This window comes from Collinsella aerofaciens ATCC 25986, from assembly GCF_964259375.1.
Taxonomy (GTDB): Bacteria; Actinomycetota; Coriobacteriia; order Coriobacteriales; family Coriobacteriaceae; genus Collinsella; species Collinsella aerofaciens_BO.
Genome location: NZ_CAXVJM010000009.1, coordinates 26,179 through 45,958, shown reverse-complemented (window position 1 = coordinate 45,958; position 19,780 = coordinate 26,179). Strand labels below are relative to the sequence as shown.

The following is a 19,780-nucleotide window of genomic DNA, read 5'->3' as shown; positions in this document are numbered from 1 at the left end:
TATTTGGTATTTTCGCTCACAGCCGTGGATGAGGGGACCACCGGTCTTCGAGTTCGAGCTTGAATGAACCGTTTGCTACAAAATGCGCCTAATTACTACGATGATTCGAATGCCTTCGACCATGCCGAAAAGGGTGAAAGTAAAACCGCAGGTAGAAAGCTTGCCGATTTTTGAAAAAGATGGGTGTGGTCGGCCTCATCGAGTTCATCGTAGTAAATCGGCCTTTTTCTTGGCATGCGGCGAGTTAAATGCCAGTTCCCGTGTTGGAATTGCCCTGTCCATTCGTGAGTTGCGGTGAAATCGGGACTGTTAGACGCTCCAAGGTCCTCAACGGTCCGTATTTCACCGCAACTTGGAAGGGGCGAGCGGCGTTGGCCAAGCATTGTTGACGGGTTGGAACGGCTTAGGCTTGTTTGCGGCGCTTCCATTGCTTTCGGCACCAGCACATGAGTGCCTCTATGAAGGGAATCGTGATGAGGATGACCCATGCGGGATGGGGCTGTGCCAAACAAAGCCACATATAGAGGAACCAGGCAATGGCGGCTGTTGCATAGACGACGCCGATCAGCTTGGAGAGATGATGTCGGTCGATAAAGTCGCCCATCGCCTCGTAGACGGGAATCAGAAAGACCAGAAAGAGCCCCATACCCCACGTGCCGCAGATGATGCCGAGCGCGAGATAGGCGAGGACGACAAGTGCAGGAAAGGGAAACTCGTTCCATGCGCGACCGATCTTGGTGTGGAAATGCTTGCCATGATGGTCGAGCTTGTCGTGTGCCTCTTTCCAGCTGGAAAACGTCTCGCCGTCGATGGTGACGGTGCCGTCGGCATTGGTATGTACGCTGTGTCCATCGTCCTCTAGCGTATCGATATGCAATCCGCCCGGCCCCACATGGACCTCTTCACCCTTACGCTCGTTAGCCACGTGGATGCCGCTCCAACCAACATGAACCTCTTCACCTTTGTTGGGGTCGACGACGTGAATGCCGCGTGCAAGGGAAATGTCGACAAGTGGCTTGCCGTCAGGATCCACGTGCTCGGTAGAAGACTCGGTGCCTTCAGTCTCGTCGTAATTATTTGCGTCAACGTCATCGTCGGCCGAGGTGTCGACATCGCTAGCCGCTTCCCCATATAGCAACTCATCCAGTGACACGCCATACAGCGCGGCGAGTGCAATAAGGTTATCGGTATCGGGCGAGGATTCGCTGCGTTCCCATTTGCTGACAGCTTGGCGGCTTACGCCCAACTGGGCAGCAAGAGCCTCCTGGGAAAGACCGGCAGCTTTGCGGCGATCGACGAGGCGCTGTGCCATCGCAAGATCCATAGTGGTTCCTTTCATGTGGCGACCGTAATCGAATGAGCCGAGTATGCCGAGAATAACCGGTAGCGACCACCATTTCTAGTTAGAATCTGCCCCAACCCTACCGCAACTACGAGTAGCAACCCCCTAATGGCCTGCCATTTCATGACAAATGTTAGTACGCATAACAGCCAAGAGCCCTCTCAATACGTTGCGGTGGAATAGTTCCTGTTTCATGGCTCTGCTATGCCAAACAGGAACTATTCCACCGCAACTTACTATCAGGCCACGCACCCGCAGAGTAGCTACGGGTGCCTAGGGTAGGATGCGGCGTGCATTTTTGGGAGTATTCAGCAGCCGAGGGTGCCTGCATACTGGATTTTGGGCGAAAGGCAGGCACCATGGGCCGCATCCTGTAAAAAAACCGAGCGGCTCTAGAGGCGTTGGGGCTCAGAATCGGGGCTTTCAGCGCAGTTTTGCACCCCCCGCCCCCGCGCCCGCGGACCCCGGGATGCTGAATACTCCGGAATTTGCACGCCCCCCCTGGGGTACCTGTGGGCAAAAAGCAACCGCCCCGTCAAAGTATGCATTTGGCGGGGCGGTTTATACAAAAATGCTGCTGCGGGCGCGTCGGCAGCTCGCTAGAACTTGAATCCCAGGACAGGCTACTCGGCGCTTTTGAGGGCGCCGACCATGTCGATCTTGTTGAGGGTACGATTGGTAGCGAGGTTGACGATAAACGTAAAGCCAAAGGAAAGCACCACGGCGAGCACGTAGCTTATCGGCTCGACCTCGACATCAAAGTACAGCGACGGCATCTGCAAAATGTACGTAAAACTCTCGGCCAGCAAGCCGCCCAGCGGCACGCCCAGCGCAGCGCCAATCGCCGTGAGGATCAACGTCTCCTTGTTGACGTAATGGTGCACCTCACCGCGACGGAAGCCCAACACCTTAATGGTCGCCAGCTCGCGCTCGCGCTCGGAGATATTCGTGTTGGACAGCGTAAACACCACCACAAACGATAGGCACGCTGCCATAAAGGTCACGAGCACCACGACCGAATTGATAATCGTAAAGTTCGCCTCATAGTTTTCCCAATGCTCGGCCGTACTCGAAATCGTAAGCCAACCGTCACTCTTAAGATTCTTGCTAAACGCAATCTGGTCGGCCGACGAACCCTTGAGCAGTGCAAAGATGCCGTTAAGACGCGCGCTTCGGCCGAACGTGCGCTCATAGGTGCCCTGCGTCATGTAAAGCGTGTTGCCCAGATAGTTAAGCGAAATGTCGCTGACTTTGACCTTGGCAACATTGAGCGACGAATCCTGGACGTGAGCCGTATCGCCCGGCTGAATCCCCAGCACCAGCTGTGAACTTTTGCTCAGATACACGTCTCCGTCACGCAAAGGCAGCGGTTCTTTGGACTCATCCTCCAGACGCACGTAATCGCCCAAGTCACTCGTGCGGTCATCGGGCACCACGATCAGCTGCACAGTCTCGCTCTTGCCGCCAAATGTAAAGGTGACGTTGTCGGTCATAATCGGCAGCGTCGAAGTCACGGTCACGTTGGAATCATTGGACGCGCTGCGCCCATCCAATGCCGCGCACGTCTGTGAAAAATCGTCGGGATTGGCGACCGCCAGCAGGTCGTAGCGCGTGATATGCCCGTACTGCTTGGGCGAAAGTGCCACCGACGTATCGCGGATGCCCATACCGCAGATCACAAGCGCCGTACAGCCCGCGATACCGAAGATGGTCATAAAGGCGCGCTTTTTGTAGCGGAATAGGTTGCGTGCAGCGACCTTGTTTAAGAAGCCCATGCGGCGCCAGATAAAGCCGATATGCTCGAGCAGAATGCGCGAGCCGGCGCGCGGGGCCTTGGGACGCATGAGCGAGGCTGGGGTCTCGGCCATCTCGTGGCGGCAGGCGATAATCGTAGCGCCCACCACGCCCACGGCAAACAGCGCCACCGACACGAGTGAAGACACGATATCGTACGAAAGCAGCATCTGGGGCAGCGAGTACATGTCGTCGAACACCGTAAACAAGAACAGTGGCAGGCCCACAAAGCCGATGATGTTGCCGAGCACGCCGCCGATCAGACATGCCCACAGCGCATAGTCCACGTATTTGGACAGGATGCGCTCGCGTGAATAGCCAAGCGCCTTGTACAGGCCAATAAGCGTGCGCTCCTCCTCGACCATGCGCGTGGCGGTGGTGAGGCTGATGAGCACGGCGACGATAAAGAAGATAAACGGGAACACCGTGGCGATGGCCTCAATTGACGAGCTATCGCTTTCCACGCTCGAGTAGCTTGCGATGTTACCGCGGTCCTGAATGTACCAAGTGCATTCACCCAGATTGGAAAGCTCGGCGCGGGCATCGGCGAATTGCTGATCGGCGGCGGCGCGGCGCTGGTCCAACTCGGCCTGAGCTTGGACGCGCTCCTCGCTGCCCTCGGCCATGCGGTTGATGCTATCCTGCTCAATCCCAAAGAGCATGGCGGCCTGGCGCTCAGCCGCATCCAAGCTTGCCGGCGTGTCAACCGTCAGCTCCTGGACGCGCGCCTTTTCACGCTCCTCGCGGATCTTCTCGATATTGCCCTTGACCTCATTGATCTTTGCCGTGTAGGCATCCGAGTAGGAGTTGAGGCTCTTGGCTCCCTCGACGATCACGTGGACCGCGGAGTAGGAAGAAGATGTCGCGGCGTCCTCGCTCACATAGAACTTATAGTCTGCCGCCGAAGCAGCGCGAAAGGCGTTGACTGTCGAGTCGGAGCTCACATCAGTGGGATCGAGGACCTCGGCCGTAATGGTGTAATCGCCCGCGGCAAACTGATCCTTGGCGCTTTGATTGGACGAGCTCGCGTCATTGGCGGCAAAACTCACCGTATCGCCGAGCTTTTTGCCCGAAGCCTTCAGGAACTTCGAAGTCACCGCGACCTCATCGGCGCTCTCGGGCAAATCGCCGTTCACGAGCACCGGCTGATCGATGTTCTCCTTGGAGAGACTCTGCACGACCACGCGCTCGCGCGTTGTACCCACGGCGGTGTAGGCGGTCTCGGTGTAGATGCCCTCGACCGTCTCGACGCCGTCGACCTCTTGGATAGCCGCGAGATCGTCGCGCGTAAGGCCATAGGTCGACTGCACGTTAATGTCATAGACATTCTGCTGGTCAAAATAGGCGTCGACCGAATCGCACAAATCCTCGCAGCCCGCCTTAAGGCCGCACATCACGCTCACGCCAAGCGCAGTGATGACCACGATAGATAGGAAGCGCTTAAGACTGCCCCGAATCGTGCGGTAGATGCCACGGCGAAAAACCGTCGGCACCATATCGTTTGAGCTTTGAGCGGTACGGTAGGTCGCGAACTCCCGGTCGCGGCCCGCGTGCTCCGTATCGTGGTTTTGGCTGTTTTGGCAATCTTGGTCCATGGGCGCTACCACTCGATCGTCTCGATAGGCACGGGATTTTGCTGGACCGTCTCGCTCTCCACGCGCCCGCTCTTAAAGCGAATCAGGCGATCGGCCATGGGCGCAAGCGCGGAGTTGTGCGTGATGATGATGACCGTAATGCCCTGCTTGCGGCAGGTATCCTGCAGCAGCTGCAAGATCTGCTTACCGGTTTTATAGTCGAGCGCGCCCGTGGGCTCGTCGCACAGGAGCAGCTTGGGGTTCTTTGCCAGTGCACGGGCAATGGACACGCGCTGCTGCTCGCCGCCCGAAAGCTGCGCGGGGAAGTTGGCGAGGCGCTCGCCCAGACCAACCTGGCGAAGCGTCTGTTCGGCATCGAGCGAATCGGGGCAGATTTGCGCCGCGAGCTCGACGTTTTCGAGGGCCGTCAGGTTGGGAACCAGATTGTAGAACTGGAAGACAAAGCCGACGTCGGCGCGGCGGTATTCCACGAGCTGCGCCTCGTTGGCAGCGCTCACGTCACGCCCGTCCACCGTCACGGTGCCGGAAGTTACCGTGTCCATACCGCCCAGGATGTTGAGCGCCGTGGTCTTGCCGGCACCCGAGGCGCCCAGGATAATGGCGAGCTCACCGCGCTCAACGGTAAAGCTCGCGCCGTCGAGCGCATGAATGCGGGCGTCGCCCTCACCGTATGCTTTGATGACGTCTTTGAATTCGATATAGGCCATCGATCGGTTCCCATCTGGTCGGATAACTCTTTAGTATTACCCATTTCACGCCGACCAAAAAGGGACAGGTTCATTTTGGCAGGTTTTATATGGGGAAACGACAGCCATAGATGAGGCGTCGGAGAGGCAGAGAAATCATCGACGGGGTCAGGCCGACCGCCAAACACAACGCACGCATCTCTATCTGTCAGCCAAATCATTCGAACAACTGTTCGTTTCTATGATATGATTCCACTATCTAAGTAGGCCAATACGCAGAAAGGCGGCCAACATGGCGTTCGACTTTAAGAAGGAATGCAAGGAGCTCTACAAACCTGCAAGCAAGCCGAGTATCGTAACTGTCCCGCCTATGAGCTACGTTGCCGTTCGCGGAAAGGGCGACCCAAATACCGAAGGTGGCGAGTATCAAAACGCCCTGCCGCTGCTTTACGGCATCGCCTATACCGTCAAGATGTCGAAGAAAGGCTCAAGGAGCATCGAGGGCTATTTCGACTTTGTGGTACCGCCGCTCGAGGGTTTCTGGTGGCAAGACCCCCCAAGCGGCGACATCGATTATGTACGCAAGGACGATTTCAACTTTATCTCGTGCATCCGCCTGCCCGATTTCGTCACCCGAGATGACTTTGACTGGGCAGTCGCGGAAGCCACGACCAAAAAGAAACTGGACTTTTCCGCCGTCGAACTGCTTAAAGTTGACGAGGGTCTCTGCGTTCAATGCATGCACACCGGGCCCTACGACAACGAACCGGCGACCGTAGACGCTATGCATGAATACACGACCGAGCTGGGCTATGTTCCCGACTTCTCAGACACCCGTTTACATCACGAAATCTATCTCTCCGATCCACGCAAATGCGCACCGGAGAAACTTAAGACCGTGGTTCGTCATCCTATCAAGCGCGCTGAATAGCGTGGGGCGTCATTTCACGCGCTAGGTTTTAAGCCAGCCAACCAGCCGCCTCCTAGGCCGTCCGGTAATTATCTTGACGCGGCCCGTCGCATCTTATAAGTTTGTTTTGCTAAAGCTGGAAAGCCTCTCAACGATGCGCAACTCCAGCTCTTTTTCTATCAAGAGAGCAAGTGTCGGAAAGCAAAATGTCAGAAAGCAGCGCTTCGAGCAGAATCAAACGCCTGGTCAACACCTATAGCGGTCTCGTGCTCATGGGCGCCGTCGGAATCCCTATCGGCGTTATCGTTGGCGCCATCTGTGCCCTTTTTGGTCGTGTGCTCCTGGCAATCGGCGCCTTCCGTGACGAGCACATCGTACTGCTCCTTCCCTTCCTCGCCCTCATGGGCTTGGCCATCGTATTTGCCTACCTCACCTGGGGCAAAGGCACCGATCGGGGCATGAGCTTAGTATTCGACGTAGGTCACGGACGTGAGGACGCCATCTCCCCGCGTCTGGTGCCGCTCATTATGCTGAGCACGTGGGCCACGCATCTCTTTGGCGGCAGCGCGGGACGCGAAGGCGTAGCCGTGCAGATCGGCGCAACCGTCTCGCATTGGATCGGCCGACGTCTACCTTTCCGAGAACCCGGCAACACGTTTTTGCTTATCGGCATGGCCGCCGGCTTTGCCGGACTCTTCCGAACGCCCCTCGCCGCCACGGTCTTTGCGATCGAAGTACTGGTCGCAGGACGCATGGAATACCGCGCGCTGTTTCCCGCGCTTACAGCCTCGCTCGCCGCAAGCATGACCTCCGGCGCTCTGGGGCTCGAGAAGTTTGAGGTCGCCGTTACCGCCTCGTATGCGCTCGACCTCCCCGGTCTTGGACGGCTGGCGTTGTTGGGTATCGCGTTTGGTATGGTAGGTGGAGCTTTTGCCTGGTGCCTTGCCCATGCCAAGACCCTTGCAGCGCGGCTGCTCCCCAGCCCTTACATACGCGTTGCCGTTATGGGCCTTGCGCTGTCGGCGATTCTGTTCGCGCTGTGGCAGGGGCGATACTGCGGCCTTGGCACCAACCTGATATCCGCGGCACTGGGTGACAACGGCGAGGCGTCGATCATGCCTTGGGACTGGGCGCTCAAATTCGAACTCACCATCGCCACGCTTGCCGCAGGATATCAGGGTGGCGAGGTGACGCCGCTGTTCTCCATCGGAGCCAGCCTGGGTGTCGTACTCGCCGGGATTCTCGGCATGCCCGTCGAGCTCTGCGCCGCGCTGGGATACGCCGCCGTCTTTGGCAGCGCCACCAACACGCTACTCGCGCCGATCCTCATTGGCTGCGAGGTCTTCGGTTTCGGCAATCTGTCGGCGTTCTTCATCGTCTGCGTTGTGGCATATCTGTTCAACATGGACAAATCGATCTACACCCTGCAAGAGCGAGCGTAGAAAGATGTCCAAGCAGGCGGTCTCAACCGGAAACGGCGTCCCACTCTGAGGCTATATTCCGGGACACGGTTTCCGCTTGGGACGCCATTCGGAAAGCGCATCCCGTTCCGGGGGCCCAAACTGGGATACCGTTTCCGGAACGATCCCCTAGGGGAAACTGCGTCCCGTTCTGAAGCCTCAAACCGGGATGCAGTTTCCGCTAGGCGCCCCAAGAGGAAAGTGCGTCCCACTCCGCAGCGTCACGCCGGAACGTACCCTCAGCCCACAGCCTCCTCCGTCAACGTTTCCCCAGATAAAACCTGCCAAAATAAACCTGTCCCTTTTTGGTAGGTTTTAGAAGCGGACGGTGAAGGTGATCTGGTTGCCGCTGCCGCAAACAGAAGCGCACCCGCCATGGGCCTCGGCGATGGCGCGCACGACGGATAGACCCACGCCCGAGCCGCCCGTCTTGGAGCTGCGCGACATATCCGCACGATAGAAGCGGTCGAACAATCGGTCCAGGTCGCCTTCGGGCAGCTCGTCCACGGCGTTCGATACGACAAGTTCGGCGACGCCCTTACCCTGACCGCGCGAGACAGCACGCAAACTCAACTCAATCACGCTGTCCTCGCTCGCATAGCGTGTGGCGTTGTCCAGCAGCAGCTCAACAACCTGTGCCACTGCCGCGGCATCGGCATGGGCCCGTACACCGCTCGCGATCGACGTCGACAGCCGCTTCCCACGCGAAGCCGCCACCGACTTAAACGGCGCCGCAGCCTTGTCCACGGCCTCAGTAAGATCGATCGACGCCATGGTAAAGCCCGCCGAGCCCTCGTCCATGCGAGCCAAAAATACCAAACGCTCCGTCAGCGCCGTCAGTCGCGCCACCTGCTCGTGAATGCTCTGCGTCCACTCGCTCTCGCCGCTTTCAATCTCCTGTACCTCGTTCGCGGCATCGATCACAGCGAGCGGCGTCTTGATCTCGTGGCTTGCATCGGTAATGAACCGCTTTTGTTTGCTGTAGCTCTCGACCATCGGTCGAATCACGGCGCCCGAGGCGACCGTTACAATTGCCAGCACCGCCAGCCAGCCAATGCAGCTGATTGCCACACTCGCGCTCAAAAACGAATGGAAACTTGCAAGCTCGCGCGAACAGTCCACAAACACATAGGTGGTCTTTTCGCCTTGAGCTGTGGTCGTATAGCGGTAGTTACCAGAAAACCCAGAGGTCAGGCCCTTGGAATCCAGCCCCATGGCAATACGGGCGGCACGCTTGGCGCCCACCGCGGCAATGCGGGCGGTATTGACATCGACCACCTGCCCTTCGACAAGCGTCACCGTAAAGTAGCGCGTGTCGAAGGGGGACTCCGCCGTCATGCCTTCAAAATGTCCCACGCGAACGCCCGCCCGATAGCCGTCCGCAACCATACCGGTGCTCGCGTCCCCGCCATTGCCGGGATCGGTCCTGGACTCGTCTTCCCAATCGATGCCGCCTTTGCCTGCCAGGATATAGTCCAAGCGCGCATCGGCCATTTTACAGACATGCGAATAATTAACGATGTTGATGCCGGCAATGATGAGCGTGAGTACCACGGTCACAGCACCCATGGCAACCAGGATGAACTTGCGACGCAGGCGGCGGCCCAATGCGTCAGCAGCATTTGCCCGCCCCGTACTGCTCGAGGCGGCACGAAACTGTTCCGCCATGCGATTACACCACGCGCGTACGCTCACGCCTGCTCGTCCCCCTCGACAACCTCGAGCGAATATCCCTGATTGCGCGATGCGCGGATGGCCACGTTGGCACCCAGCGCCGTCAGCTTTTTGCGCAGGTACGAGATATAGACCCACACCACGTTGGTACCTTCGGGCGCGTCCTCGCCCCAAACATCGAGCATCAGACGCTCGGTGGGCATGCGCGTGCCGGCGTTGCGCATAAAGAGCTCCATAAGCTGAAACTCACGATTGGCTAGGTGTTCCTCGCCCAAGGGACCTATAAGCGTGCAAGCCGCCGTGTCGAGGCGCACGTTGCCCACACTGAGCGTCGTGGCGTCAATCGCCGTGGCGGCACGCGTCATGGCACGAATGCGAGCGAGCAGCTCCTTGGCGGCGAACGGCTTAGTCAGGTAATCGTTGGCGCCAGCGTCCAGGCCCTCGACCTTATCGGATACCTCGCTTTTGGCCGTAAGCATGATGATGGGCAGGCGTTTACCGGCCTCACGTGTGCGCTTGAGCACCTCGATACCATCCATGCCGGGCATCATGATGTCCAGAATCGCGGCGTCATAGTCGTTGGCGAGTAGATATTCGAGTGCCGTCAGACCGTCGAGTGCGGTATCGACCTCGTAGTCGCTATGTTGAAGAATCGCGGTAAGGGCGCGGGAGAGGCCGGGTTCGTCCTCGGCAAGCATCAGCTTCATAGTTGCTCCTTTGGCGCATGGAAATACAGGTTTCGATACTGCCGATGATAGCGCACCGTCAGCTGCCTTAGCGCAGCCTTAGCTGCTCAACCTGCGCGTTTTCAAATACGCAGGATGTGGCTTAGCCAAACTTAAGGCGCACGTGCCGGGTACTTGGACGCATGTTAGCCGCGAAGGGACAGCGACTCGTCCTTTCGCGGCGTCCTAGTTATGCAAATTGTTCGAGCGTTATTCCTCGTACGCGCCCTCAAGCCGAAGCAGCCATTCCTTGCGGTCAAGGCCGCCGGCATATCCGTTGAGCGACCCGTCGGCCGCCACCACGCGATGGCACGGCACGATAATCGAAATAGGGTTGCGAGCAACCGCAGCCCCCACCGCGCGAGGAGATACAACGGGCGCTTCATTTCCCGGCACACGATGTCGAGCCGCAACACGCTGGGCGATCTCGCCATACGTGGCGACCTCGCCATGCGGAATAGAAAGCAGCTCAAACCAAACCTCACGCTGAAACGCCGTGCCGATCATATGCAACGGCGGCGTAAACCGAGGCTCCTGCCCCGCAAAATAAGCATTCAGCCAAGCCCAAGAACGCTCAAGCACCGAAGAAGCCGCGCCATTTGCCGGATTCACCGAAGACATACCGCCGGCGCCAGAAACCGCATCGGCACCTTCAACGTGCTCCGCATCTTCTTTGAGCAGCGTAGAGCCAAAGTGCTCCTGTCCCTCAAACCAAAGCCCCGTCAGACCGCGGTCATCAGCGGCAAGCAAGATCTCGCCCAAAGGCGAAGCAAACGTCGTCGTGACCACCAGCGGCTCCTTTCAAAACTCCGCACCATGATACCGCGAATTGTGCAGACAACCCCAATCGACCCCAAAGTCACCCAAGGCAGCAGGCGCAACGCGCCGCAGCTGCCGGCCGCGCCCCACAGCCCCCCAAGGCGGCAGGCGCAAAGCGCCGGGGCCGCCGCCGGAACCAGGGCCCGCAACAGCCACGCGCCCCCACATCAGCCCAGCGGCCCCAACCAACAACGACCCCATCGCAGGCCACTCGCAGCAGCGTCACCACAGGCGGGGGCCGGGCTTAGTTTTCAGAACACTCCGCAGACCAGTGTGGCGCCTTGTCCGCGGCTCCGAAGGAGCAGGACAAGGCGCCACACATGGTCGAGGACGTTCTGAAAACTAAACCCGGCCCCCGCCGGACAGGTCCACGGCTACTCGCAGAGCAGCTTAGCGATCTGGACGGCGTTGGTTGCCGCGCCCTTACGGATTTGGTCGCCGCAGCACCAGAAGGTGATGCCGCGCGCAGCCTCGGGGTTCGAGATATCGCGGCGCACGCGACCGACCCAGATCAGGTCCTGGTCGGACGTATCCATCGGCATGGGGAAGCGGTCGTGTGCATCCTCGGCAGCCATATCGTCAACCAGCTTGACGCCGGGAGCGGCAGCCAGCGCAGCACGAGCCTCCTCGACCGTGATGTCACGCTCAAACTCGAGCGTAATGCTCTCGGAGTGCGAACGCAGCACGGGCACGCGCACGCAGGTGCAGTTCACGCGCAGTTCGGGCAGGTGCATAATCTTGCGGCCCTCGTTCTGCAGCTTCATCTCCTCGGAGGTAAAGCCTTCCTCCTTGACGCCGCCGATCTGCGGAATCAGGTTGCTCGCCAGCTGGGCGGCAAACGCGCGCGGCTCGGGAATCTCCTCGCCGCGGCCCAGGGCGGCCAGCTGAGCCTCGAGCTCGGCCATACCGGGAGCGCCGGCACCCGAAGCCGCCTGATACGTCGAGACGATCATGCGCTTCACGCCAGCGAGCTGATGCAGCGGCCACGTGGGAACCAGGCCGATGATAGTCGCGCAGTTGGGATTGGCAATAAGGCCGTGATGCCACTTGATATCGTCGGCATTGATCTCGGGCACGACCAGCGGCACCTCGGGATCCATGCGGAAGGCATGGCTGTTGTCGACCACGACGGCGCCGCGCTTGACGGCCTCGGGCAGTAGCTCCTTCGCGATATCGTCGCCGGCGGCTCCGAGCACAATATCACAGCCCTCAAAGGCCTCGGGGCAAGCCTCTTCGATCACGATCTGCTCACCGCGGAACTCAACGGTCTTGCCCGCGGAACGCGCACTCGCCAGCAGCTTTAGCTTACCGACCGGAAACTCCTGCTCGTTGAGGCACTCAAGCATCTGGGTGCCCACAGCTCCCGTCGCGCCCAAAATAGCAACCGTGTACTGTTTCATGCTTCCCCCTTTAAAGGTTGTGGCTTTTGCCCGCACGCCGAGCAGGCCGATTATTGTTGCCAGTGTATACAAGAACGGGGCAGGCACGAAACCCGCCCCGTCGAAACGAAACCGAAACGAAACGCCCCGCCGTAGATTTTTGAGACATGCCCCAAAAATCTAGCGAGATAGCAGCTACTTGTGGAGCGCGGCCAGGGCGGGATCGACCGGCGCGGGAGCCTCCAGATCGGAGACCTTCACAATGCCATTTTCGTCGGAGAAGGCACGGTAAATGGTCTGAATCGCCAGGTCAAAGTCCTTCTCCTCGACACCGATGATGATGTTGATCTCGTCGCAGCTCTGCGAAATCATGCGCACGCTCACGCCGGCCTGGCCAAGCATGCCAAACAGGTGGCCAGAGATGCCGGCACGACCGCGCAGGTTGCGGCCAACGGTCGCGATAAGCGCCAGGCCCTCGACAACCTCGATCTCGAGCGGCTCGACCTCCTGCTGAATGTCGCCCACGAGCGAGTACAGCGAATCGTGCACGTCCTGCTCCTGCACCACGGCGCCAAAGCGGTCGACACCGGTGGGCATGTGCTCGACGGAGACGTCATAGCGCTCGAAGACCGAAAGCGCGCGGCGCATAAAGCCGACACGGGGCTTGGTGCGGTCGCGGGCCACGTTGATGGCGACAAAGCCGCGCTTGCCGGTCACGCCGGTAATGATGGGCTCCGCCTCGCCCTCGTCGGCCGTCTCGCTAATGATGGTGCCGGGGTCCTGCGGCGCGTTGGTGTTCTTGATGACTAGCGGAATACCGGCCTCGCGCACGGGGAACACGGCCTCCTCGTGCAGGACGCTTGCACCCATGTACGAAAGCTCGCGCAGCTCCTCGTAGGTAACGCGCGCAATGGGCTGAGCCTCGGGTACGATGCGCGGGTCGGCAGAGTAGAAGCCCGAGACGTCGGTCCAGTTCTCGTAAAGGTCGGCGCCCAGGCACTTAGCCAGAATCGAGCCGGAAATATCGCCGCCACCACGGTCGAGCAGCTTGATCTGGCCCTCACGCGTCGCGCCGTAGAAACCGGGCATGACAAAGCCACCCTGCTGACCGTACTCCTGCACCAGCTCGGAGGTGCGGTTCATGCTGAGCGTACCGTCGTGATGGAACGCAACGACCGTCGCGGCGTCCAGGAACGGCAGGCCCAGGTACTCGGCCATCAGGCGAGCGGTGAAGTACTCGCCACGGCTCACGAGCTCCTCGGTGGAGTAGCCACCCGAGCGGGCACGCTCGGCAAAGGCCGCGAACTCCTCGCGGATGGGATAGGTGAGCTCCAGCTCGTCAGCGATATCAAAATAGCGCTGCCCAATGTCCTCGAGCAGCTCCTCGCACGACACGTGGTACTTAACGTGTGCGTTAACCAAGTAGAGCAGGTCGGTCACCTTGGTATCGCCCTTAAAGCGGCGACCGCAGGCAGAAACCACCACAAAACGGCGGGCCGGGTCGGCATCGACAATGGCCTTGATCTTCTTAAAGTGTTCGGCGTCGGCGACCGACGAGCCGCCAAACTTGGCAATCTTAATCATGGGCTTGAGGTTACCTTTCTAAAAGCCTCTGCAAACCTGTTTTGCGCGCTCTGATACCATGGTTTCACCGATTGGGACCAAGGCATCCGAGGAGCAGTGTTATATGGGAACTTATCATAGTACACGAGGACGCACTTTATCGTGCTCAAGTAAGGTGGCAATCCGTACCGGCATCGCTCCCGACGGGGGTTTGTTTGTCTCGGACGAGCTGGGCACCCAGCAACTCGATATCAGCTCGCTTGCAGATAAATCGTACTTTGAAATCGCTCAAGATGTGTTGGGAATGTTACTGAATGATTACACGGCCGAAGAAATTTCGGCGTGTGTCGACGAGGCTTACCGCAGCACGTTTGCGAGCGAAGAGGTCACGCCGCTCGTCAAACTCGACGCCGCACCGGGCGCCGATGCCCCTCAGACCTATGTGATGGAACTCTTTGGCGGCCCCACAAGCGCCTTTAAGGACGTCGCCCTGCAGATGCTCCCCCGCCTGATGGCCCGCACCTCTGCCAAGGACGGCGGCGCCGAGCGCATCATGATCGTCACCGCCACGTCGGGCGACACGGGCAAGGCAGCACTTGCCGGCTTTGCCGACGCCCCGGGCACGGGCATCACCGTCTTTTATCCCGAGGGCAAAGTCAGCCGCGTACAGAATCTGCAGATGTCCACTCAGGAGGGCGATAACGTCGCCGTCTGCGGCATCCGCGGCAACTTTGACGACGCCCAGAGCGCCGTCAAGCGCATCTTTGCCGATAAGGAGCTTGCCGAGCGTCTGGAGGCCGCAGGCACGGTGCTTTCGAGCGCCAACTCCATCAACGTCGGCCGTCTGGTACCGCAGGTCGTCTACTACTTTGCCGCCTATGCGCAGCTGTTGCGCGCCGGCGCCATCGAGGCCGGCGACGCCGTGGAGTTCTGCGTACCGACCGGCAACTTTGGCGATATCCTGGCCGGTTACTATGCCAAGCGCATGGGTCTGCCCGTCGCCAAGCTCATCGTCGCGAGCGACAAGAACAACGTGCTGGCTGACTTCCTGAGCACCGGCGTCTACGACCGCAACCGCCCGTTCTTCACGACCATCTCGCCTTCGATGGACATCCTCATCAGCTCTAACCTGGAGCGCATGCTCTACTTCCTGTCCGATGGCGACTGTGAGCTCGTTGCCGGCCTTATGGAGCAGCTGGCGCGGACTGGTCGCTACGAAGTTCCCGCCGACCTGCTGGCAAAGATTCAGAGCGTCTTTGGCTGCGGTTGGGCCAGCGAGGACGAGGTACGCACTGCCATCAAGAGCTGCTGGGACGCGAACGGCTACGTGATCGACCCGCACACCGCCTGCGGCTATCACGTCTTTGAGCAGGTCGCCCCCGCCGAGGGCGCCAAGGCCCGCGTCCTGCTTTCGACCGCCAGCCCCTACAAGTTCCCGCGCGCCTGCTGCGACGCCCTGGGGCTCGACGTTCCCGAGGACGACTTTGAAGCCATGCGCGTGCTCGAGCAGGCCACCAACACGGTCGCCCCGACCCAGCTCGCCGAACTCGAATCCAAACCCGTCCGCTTCGAAGACGTCTGTGACGTCGATGAGATGGCAAGCTACGTCGAGTCTGCAGCAAAACGAATGAGCACCAACTAGATCCCTCATTAAGCGCCGGCGAAAGCCGGCGCACCTTCTTTCATCAGATAACCCCCGGGATGATGACGAACGCGCACAGCGTGCCTGGCTGTTTAGTTCGTCGCGAGTTCCGCACGCAAAGGAAAGCACTTAATGTGCTTTCCGTCTTGCGCAGGACTGTCCGAGCAGCGAACTAAACAGCCAGGCACGCCAGGAGGACCCACATGATCAAGATCACCGTCCCAGCAACGAGCGCCAACTTGGGCATTGGCTACGACACCCTCGGCATGGCCGTCAGCCTCTACTCGCACTTTACCTTTGAGCGCGCCGATAAGCTCACCATCACCGGATGCCCCGAGGAGTTCCAAAACGAGAACAACCTGGTCTATGTGAGCTTTGTCGATGCACTGGCCGCATGGGGCGAGCCGGCTTTTCCCGTTGCCATCGACATTCAAACCGACGTGCCCGTCGCTCGCGGCCTGGGCTCCAGCTCCACTTGCGTCGTCGCCGGCATCATGGCCGCCGCCGCGCTGACGGGCCACACCGTCGACCGCGCCGAACTCGTCCGCATTGCCACCGAGGTCGAGGGTCATCCCGATAACGTCGCCCCCGCTATCCTGGGCGGCGCCGTCTGCTCCTTTACGCCGACCGATTCGCTCCCCCAGTGCCTGCGCTACGAGGTGAGCGATCGCCTGCGTTTTATTACCGTGATTCCGCCCTACGAGGTACACACGAGTGAGGCGCGCAAGGTCGTGCCGCAGGAGATTCCGCTTTCCACCGCCGTATGGCAGATGGGCCGCATCGCCGGCATGACGCGCGGTCTCGAGACCGGCGATCTGGACCTGATTGCCGCCGCCAATGACGACCGTATTCAGGAGCCCTATCGTCGCCGTCTGATTCCCGACTACAACGCCGTGCGCGACACCTGCCTTAACGGCGGCGCTAAGACCATCTGGATTAGCGGCTCGGGCTCGACCCTCATGGCTGTGACCGACGACACCATCGTGGCAAAGTTCCTGCAGGTCAAGCTGCGCGAGCAGTTCCCCAAGTGCGATACGCATATTCTGACGTGCGACACGGAAGGCGCCCAGATCGAATACCTGTAGTCGCCGTCCCGTATACTCGCCGGGGAGGCCAGGGGCTTTGCCCCCAAATCGTCCTCGGACATGGCAGGACCCCCGCTGCGCACTTCGTGCGGCGGGGGTCCTGCCGTCCTGCGGAAAGATTTGGGGGCAAAGCCCCTGGCCTCCCCTACGTTAGCTTCGCTGACGGCGGCTACAGGGACCTGCGCTTTGTAAAAGCGCCGGGCTGATAGTTGCTTTTTATTGGTAGGGGCTCTTGCTAGGTAGGGGCACTTACTAGTGACAGGCTTCGCCTGTGCGCTTGGTTTACGCTGCGCTTGTTTCTTTGTATTCGAAGACTGGTTCTAGGAGGTCTTCGATGTTGCAGTGTAGGACTTTTGCAAAATCCCTCACTGTCGTTACCGAGGCTTCGTTGATGTTTCGCTGGCGCTGTTCGTACATTTGGATTGAACGGAGCGATACACCCGATTCGTATGCCAGGTCTTGTTGGGTTTTTTTAATCCTCTTTCTTGCTAGCGCCAGTTTAGTCTGACGCGGCGCCTTCTTCGCCATATCACAGACAAGGCGCGCCACGCGCTCCTCCGAGGCCTCATGCCAGGGGTAGTACAGGTTTCGCAGCGCATCAAATGGAACAACATGAAGCAGATCTTCGAACGATCCCCCTAGGCGCCACTGCAAATATGCCAGTATCCAGCCCGTCCAATATTCTGGTGTCTTCTCAAATCGGTAGGTCCGATCTGGCATCGACCCTGTTTGGTAACCAGATCTTTCGGAGATGAGCGCAAATAGTTCAACGCCCGACTTTCCCGACACTACCCATGCGTTGCCGCGTTCGAACTCGCGAGCTACGCCGCTCAGGCAAAAGAGTTCAGCAACTTCCGATCCTTCTGCTCCGTAATCGTTAACGGCATAGTCGAAGCAATCCCCGAGGTTGTTCATTGCGTCCTCAAGGTAATAGACGGGATATGTCCTACTCGGCCCACGATCCGTTAACTCTTGGATCATTTAAATCAACCCTCCCTGCCATCAAATCCCTAATGTCGACACCATCAGAGTCAAATCCGTTTACCGTATCCAGGTACTTTCGTCGAGCGTTCTGTTCTCGCTCAAATCGTTTGGGATAAAACTCAGCTCCCGAAGCCTGCTTCCAATCGCGGAACTTAATCGCCGAGAACGCACGCTCACTCATAAGCGCATATTGAATGCCCAAATCCCCCAAAAACATAATGCGCTGCAATTGCCTGAGCGAGATCATGCCGTTGACAAACTGTCTTGCAAACGAGAAATAGGAATCGTCTGCACGATAGCCTCGAATAACGTCATAGGGAGAAATATCAATCAGGCAGTTATCCAGCAGATAACGAAGCCCCTCGCGTGCTACTGGCGTTGAAACATTGAACTCTCTGTTATTCGCCAGAATTGCAAGCCAGTTGAGAATCGAGAACTCACCTGATTCCAAATCCAAAATCGCAAGGCCATCTAAATCAAGCTCATATCGATTGGCAATGCCATCAGACTCGGTCCGACATGCCCACTCCATTGCCATTTCCTCATGCGGTGTGCAATAAAACCCGCGCCCATAGTCATTGAATTGCCTGCATTTATCCAACGATGGATGCCCGACAACAACCTCCGACCCGTGCCAAAGCTCCATATCGACCTCCTAAAAAATATCACCCCAGTGATAGTTTACCAATAACTATCACTGGGGTGATATGAACGGGGGCTTTTGACGGTTTAACCCTGACTAGAGGCAGGCCTCGGCGATGCGCTTTTTTAGTTCGTCGATACCCACGCCGGTCTGGGAGCTCGTGATGATTACATTCTCGGCCGGGACGTTGAGCTGCTTTTTGATGGCTGCTGCTTGGCGGGCCTGCTGGGTGCGGCTGAGTTTGTCGGCCTTGGTGAGGCAGACGATAAAGTTGAACTCGTTGCCCTGCAGGTAGTCGATCATGTCATGGTCGAGTTTACTGGGGTCGTGGCGAATGTCCACCAGCGACACAACCAGGTTAAAGCTGCGCTCGGAGTCGAAGAAGTCGCCGATGAGCTCGGCCCAGCGGTCGCGCTCGGCCTTGGAACGACGGGCGAAACCGTAACCCGGCAGGTCCACGAAATGCACGTCATCGGCCTCAAAGAAGTTGATGTTGCTCGTCTTGCCCGGCGTACTCGAAACCTTCACCAGGTTCTTGCGGCCAAAGAGCTTGTTCATGATGGACGACTTGCCCACGTTGGAGCGGCCGACAAAGCTCACCTCGGGGCAGGTGGACTCGGGGATCTGCGAAACCTTGCCGTAGCTGGCGACGAACTTGGCAAGCTGATAGTTAATGGAATCGGCCATGGACACTCCTTGGTCGCAGGTTCTTACAAATAGACGCGCTATTGCGCAGCGGCAATGCGGTGGACGATATCGAGCGTGATGTCACTTGCGACACGCGCGTACTCGAACAGATCGAACTCGCGCTCGCAAATTGCATCGTACGCCTCGTCACAATTATCGCTGATAGCGCGCAACACCAGGCAATCGACACCATTTTTGGTTGCGACATGGGCAATTGCCGCGCCCTCCATGCCGACACAATCGGCATGCGTCGCCTCGATAGCGTCGTTGCGCATGGTGGCGCCCGTCACAAAGCGGTTACCCGTGGCAATCGTGCCGACCAGGAACTGCTTGGTGCCCTCATTCGAAGCGACTGCATTTGTCGAAGCGTCAACAAACCCACGCTCAGCAAGCACTTCGGCGGCAATATCGACCAGCGCGGGCGTCGAGCCAAACTCCTCGAGCCCCGGTGCGGACTCGGCGATAAGCGCGGTATCGGTATCCAGATAGCGTAGGCGTTTGCCAATGACCACGTCGTCGATATGGAGCTTGGGGTTCAAACCGCCCGCAATGCCCGAAAACACAACAGCCTGCGGAGCATACTTGCTAATGAGGTGCTGTGTTGCAGCGGCGGCGTTCACCGTGCCCATGCCCGCCGTTGTGGCGACAACTGTCAGGCCGTCGAGCTCACCGCTCACAACGGTCAAGCCCGCCTCCCGTGCCTCGCAAACGTCGCTCAGCTCTTCCTTAATCTGCATGATCTCTTTTTCGAGCGCACCGATAATCGCGATGGTAGCCATACCATTCCCCAAA

The 19,780-nt window shown here is 58.9% G+C and carries 16 protein-coding genes; 4 read left to right on the top strand and 12 right to left on the bottom strand.

The window, feature by feature from the left end:
• Positions 1-403 precede the first annotated feature (403 nt).
• The 3 genes from ACEXKH_RS05480 to ACEXKH_RS05470 all read right to left on the bottom strand — a co-directional run bounded on the left by ACEXKH_RS05480 (position 404) and on the right by ACEXKH_RS05470 (position 5,438).
• Positions 404-1,324, bottom strand: coding sequence for a helix-turn-helix domain-containing protein (locus ACEXKH_RS05480; RefSeq protein ID WP_118227328.1), 921 nt, complete (start codon positions 1,322-1,324; stop codon positions 404-406).
• A gap of 641 nt (positions 1,325-1,965) precedes the next feature.
• Positions 1,966-4,731, bottom strand: coding sequence for an FtsX-like permease family protein (locus ACEXKH_RS05475; protein WP_373573377.1), 2,766 nt, complete (start codon positions 4,729-4,731; stop codon positions 1,966-1,968).
• Positions 4,732-4,736: 5 nt separating this feature from the next.
• The gene (locus ACEXKH_RS05470) at positions 4,737-5,438 is read right to left on the bottom strand and encodes an ABC transporter ATP-binding protein (protein WP_055310763.1); all 702 of its coding nucleotides are present in this window, start codon (positions 5,436-5,438) and stop codon (positions 4,737-4,739) included.
• 271 nt (positions 5,439-5,709) lie between these two features.
• Here ACEXKH_RS05470 and ACEXKH_RS05465 point away from each other — a divergent pair, with 271 nt between their 5' ends.
• Together ACEXKH_RS05465 and ACEXKH_RS05460 are read left to right on the top strand one after the other, a co-directional pair.
• Positions 5,710-6,348, top strand: coding sequence for a GyrI-like domain-containing protein (locus ACEXKH_RS05465; protein WP_373573376.1), 639 nt, complete (start codon positions 5,710-5,712; stop codon positions 6,346-6,348).
• 185 nt (positions 6,349-6,533) lie between these two features.
• Positions 6,534-7,769: a chloride channel protein gene (locus ACEXKH_RS05460; protein WP_373573375.1), complete on the top strand. Its 1,236-nt coding sequence runs from the start codon at positions 6,534-6,536 to the stop codon at positions 7,767-7,769.
• A 333-nt stretch (positions 7,770-8,102) separates the two neighbouring features.
• On the opposite strand, the gene ACEXKH_RS05455 is transcribed toward ACEXKH_RS05460, so the two are convergent.
• From ACEXKH_RS05455 to ACEXKH_RS05435, 5 genes are all read right to left on the bottom strand, one after another.
• Positions 8,103-9,455, bottom strand: a complete 1,353-nt coding sequence (locus ACEXKH_RS05455) for a sensor histidine kinase (protein ID WP_373573374.1) — start codon at positions 9,453-9,455, stop codon at positions 8,103-8,105.
• A 23-nt stretch (positions 9,456-9,478) separates the two neighbouring features.
• Positions 9,479-10,168 (bottom strand): response regulator transcription factor, encoded by a 690-nt coding sequence (locus ACEXKH_RS05450; protein ID WP_373573373.1) that lies wholly within the window; start codon positions 10,166-10,168, stop codon positions 9,479-9,481.
• Positions 10,169-10,396: 228 nt separating this feature from the next.
• Positions 10,397-10,975: a methylated-DNA--[protein]-cysteine S-methyltransferase gene (locus ACEXKH_RS05445; protein WP_373573372.1), complete on the bottom strand. Its 579-nt coding sequence runs from the start codon at positions 10,973-10,975 to the stop codon at positions 10,397-10,399.
• Between the two features lie 404 nt (positions 10,976-11,379).
• Complete coding sequence (locus ACEXKH_RS05440; RefSeq protein ID WP_117766544.1) at positions 11,380-12,405, bottom strand: aspartate-semialdehyde dehydrogenase; 1,026 nt, start codon at positions 12,403-12,405, stop codon at positions 11,380-11,382.
• Positions 12,406-12,579: 174 nt separating this feature from the next.
• A complete protein-coding gene (locus ACEXKH_RS05435; protein WP_117743714.1) occupies positions 12,580-13,968 on the bottom strand; it encodes an aspartate kinase in 1,389 nt (462 codons plus the stop codon).
• A gap of 103 nt (positions 13,969-14,071) precedes the next feature.
• Between ACEXKH_RS05435 and thrC the strand changes: the two genes are divergently transcribed.
• Together thrC and thrB are read left to right on the top strand one after the other, a co-directional pair.
• Positions 14,072-15,589, top strand: coding sequence for a threonine synthase (thrC, locus tag ACEXKH_RS05430; RefSeq protein WP_373573371.1), 1,518 nt, complete (start codon positions 14,072-14,074; stop codon positions 15,587-15,589).
• A 203-nt stretch (positions 15,590-15,792) separates the two neighbouring features.
• Positions 15,793-16,674, top strand: coding sequence for a homoserine kinase (gene thrB, locus ACEXKH_RS05425; protein ID WP_006234874.1), 882 nt, complete (start codon positions 15,793-15,795; stop codon positions 16,672-16,674).
• A gap of 282 nt (positions 16,675-16,956) precedes the next feature.
• Here the strand turns inward: thrB and ACEXKH_RS05420 are convergent, their stop codons facing one another.
• The 4 genes from ACEXKH_RS05420 to mtnN form a co-directional block, all read right to left on the bottom strand.
• Positions 16,957-17,655 carry a helix-turn-helix transcriptional regulator gene (locus ACEXKH_RS05420; RefSeq protein ID WP_373573370.1) on the bottom strand — a complete coding sequence of 233 codons (699 nt, stop codon included), beginning with the start codon at positions 17,653-17,655 and terminating at the stop codon, positions 16,957-16,959.
• Entirely contained in the window at positions 17,621-18,304 is a 684-nt protein-coding gene (locus tag ACEXKH_RS05415; protein ID WP_373573369.1) for a DUF3990 domain-containing protein, read from the bottom strand. The genes ACEXKH_RS05420 and ACEXKH_RS05415 overlap by 35 nt, the downstream gene beginning before the upstream one ends.
• Positions 18,305-18,397: 93 nt before the next feature.
• Positions 18,398-18,988: a ribosome biogenesis GTP-binding protein YihA/YsxC gene (gene yihA, locus ACEXKH_RS05410; RefSeq protein WP_195362208.1), complete on the bottom strand. Its 591-nt coding sequence runs from the start codon at positions 18,986-18,988 to the stop codon at positions 18,398-18,400.
• A 38-nt stretch (positions 18,989-19,026) separates the two neighbouring features.
• Positions 19,027-19,767, bottom strand: coding sequence for a 5'-methylthioadenosine/S-adenosylhomocysteine nucleosidase (mtnN, locus tag ACEXKH_RS05405; protein ID WP_373573368.1), 741 nt, complete (start codon positions 19,765-19,767; stop codon positions 19,027-19,029).
• Positions 19,768-19,780 lie beyond the last annotated feature (13 nt).